Raw genomic sequence first — 1567 nt, forward strand, 5'->3', positions numbered from 1 at the left:
CGCCCGGAGGCGTCGGAAGCGGGGGCAGGGAAGTCATCGGAACTCCTTCAGGAAGCGGTGAGCACGGACTGCCCGGCGGCGACCTTCACGGGCGTGGCCGAGGGCAGGGAGGTGGCGGTCAGGGAATCGAGCAGGACCGGGGCGCCGCCCACGGTCAGCCGGGCGGCCCGGCCCGAATCCGGCGGGGACGGCAGCGTCGTGACGCAGACGCCGGGCGGACTGGGCGCGGCGCACTTCGCGTACGGCTGCGTGAGCACCCCGGCGAACAGCACGGCCTTCCCGCCCGCGACGACGAGCCGCCCGTCGCTGACCGCGGGCAGGGACACGGCGCCGTGGTGGTCGCACTCGACCGAGCCGTTTCCGGTGACGGGGAAGGCCATCAGCTCACGTCCATCGTGCCGCCGTCGAGCTTGACCCGGACGTCCTTGGTGTTCAGCTCGATCCGGTCCTCGGCGTCGAAGGTGATCGACTTCGCGCTGATCGTGACGCTGCCGTCGCCCTTCAGCACGATCCGCGCGGCCCCGTCGCCGTCCCGGCTCTCGATGAGCACGCTGCCGTTCCCGAGGTCGTCGTCGGGAGACGGCCGGGCCGGGACGCGGGTGAGCGCGTCGGTGACCCGCAGGACGAACCGCGCGGTCTCGATGACGCGGGTGCCGTCCCCGTCGACCAGGTCGTGGCTCGCGAGGCCGTCGGGCGGATCCTGGGTGTCCGGATCGCGCAGGTGCTCGCGTTCGTCGATCCCCACGGGCAGCGCCAGCCAGTAGTCCCCCGGCCGGGCGTCCGGGCCCGCGCCCGGCGGCCACAGCGCGCCGACGTCGACGAAGTCCGCCGAGCTGCCGCCGACGTTCGACAGCACCACCCGGGTGCCCGGGTAGCGCGGCAGCACGAGGCCGTAGCTGCCCCACGCGAACGGCGTCACGTACGGCACCTGGGTCAGCTCCGCGTGCGCGTCGGCGGTGATCTCCGTGCGTTGCGCCGCCTGGGGCCGGCCGTCCGGTGCCGCGTCGGAGTGCCAGACCTCGCTGGTGTGCTTGGGGGTGTCCGGGGACACGGCGTGGTCGTGGATCACCGCGGGCCGCGACCGCGTCACCCCGAACGTCCGCTCGATCCGATCCCCCACGACGTCGCCGATCGTGCTCGCCACGCCCTGCGCGCTGTCGGCGAACGGGACGCCGGACCGCCGTGCCCGCTGGGCGTCCTTCGCCGTGCCGGGCGTGACCTCGTCCCAGCCGTCGTCCTCGCCGGCCAGCACCACCGCGCGGATCGTGGTGAGGAAACCGCGCTCCCGCGAGATCTCGTGGCGCACCTCGATGATCCGGCACACCGACGCGTCGGCGTCCGGGTCGGCGACCCCGGCGGGCAGGTTCGGCACCGACGTCAGCAGGGTCGCGCCGAGGCCCGGCGGCTCGGTGACGACGAAGTCCTCCGGCGGCAGCACCGGCGAAACCAGGTCGCCCGGCTTGAGGTCCGGGCGGCCCAGCGCAGTCACGGCGAACGTGCGCCGCGGCGGCCGCGGGCCGAACAGCCCCGCCGGGATCCGCGCGTCCAGCGGCAGGTCCGCGCCGCG

The 1567-nt window shown here is 74.9% G+C and carries 2 protein-coding genes; both read right to left on the reverse strand.

What is annotated here, in order from left to right:
- Positions 1-47 precede the first annotated feature (47 nt).
- Positions 48-380: a hypothetical protein gene (locus G3I65_RS07455; protein WP_160695430.1), complete on the reverse strand. Its 333-nt coding sequence runs from the start codon at positions 378-380 to the stop codon at positions 48-50.
- Positions 380-1567: hypothetical protein (locus G3I65_RS07460; protein WP_160695431.1), on the reverse strand; the 1188-nt coding region annotated here is incomplete at its 5' end. The genes G3I65_RS07455 and G3I65_RS07460, both read right to left, overlap by 1 nt.

The sequence above is a fragment of the Amycolatopsis sp. SID8362 genome, from assembly GCF_010550475.1.
GTDB lineage: Bacteria > Actinomycetota > Actinomycetes > Mycobacteriales > Pseudonocardiaceae > Amycolatopsis > Amycolatopsis eburnea.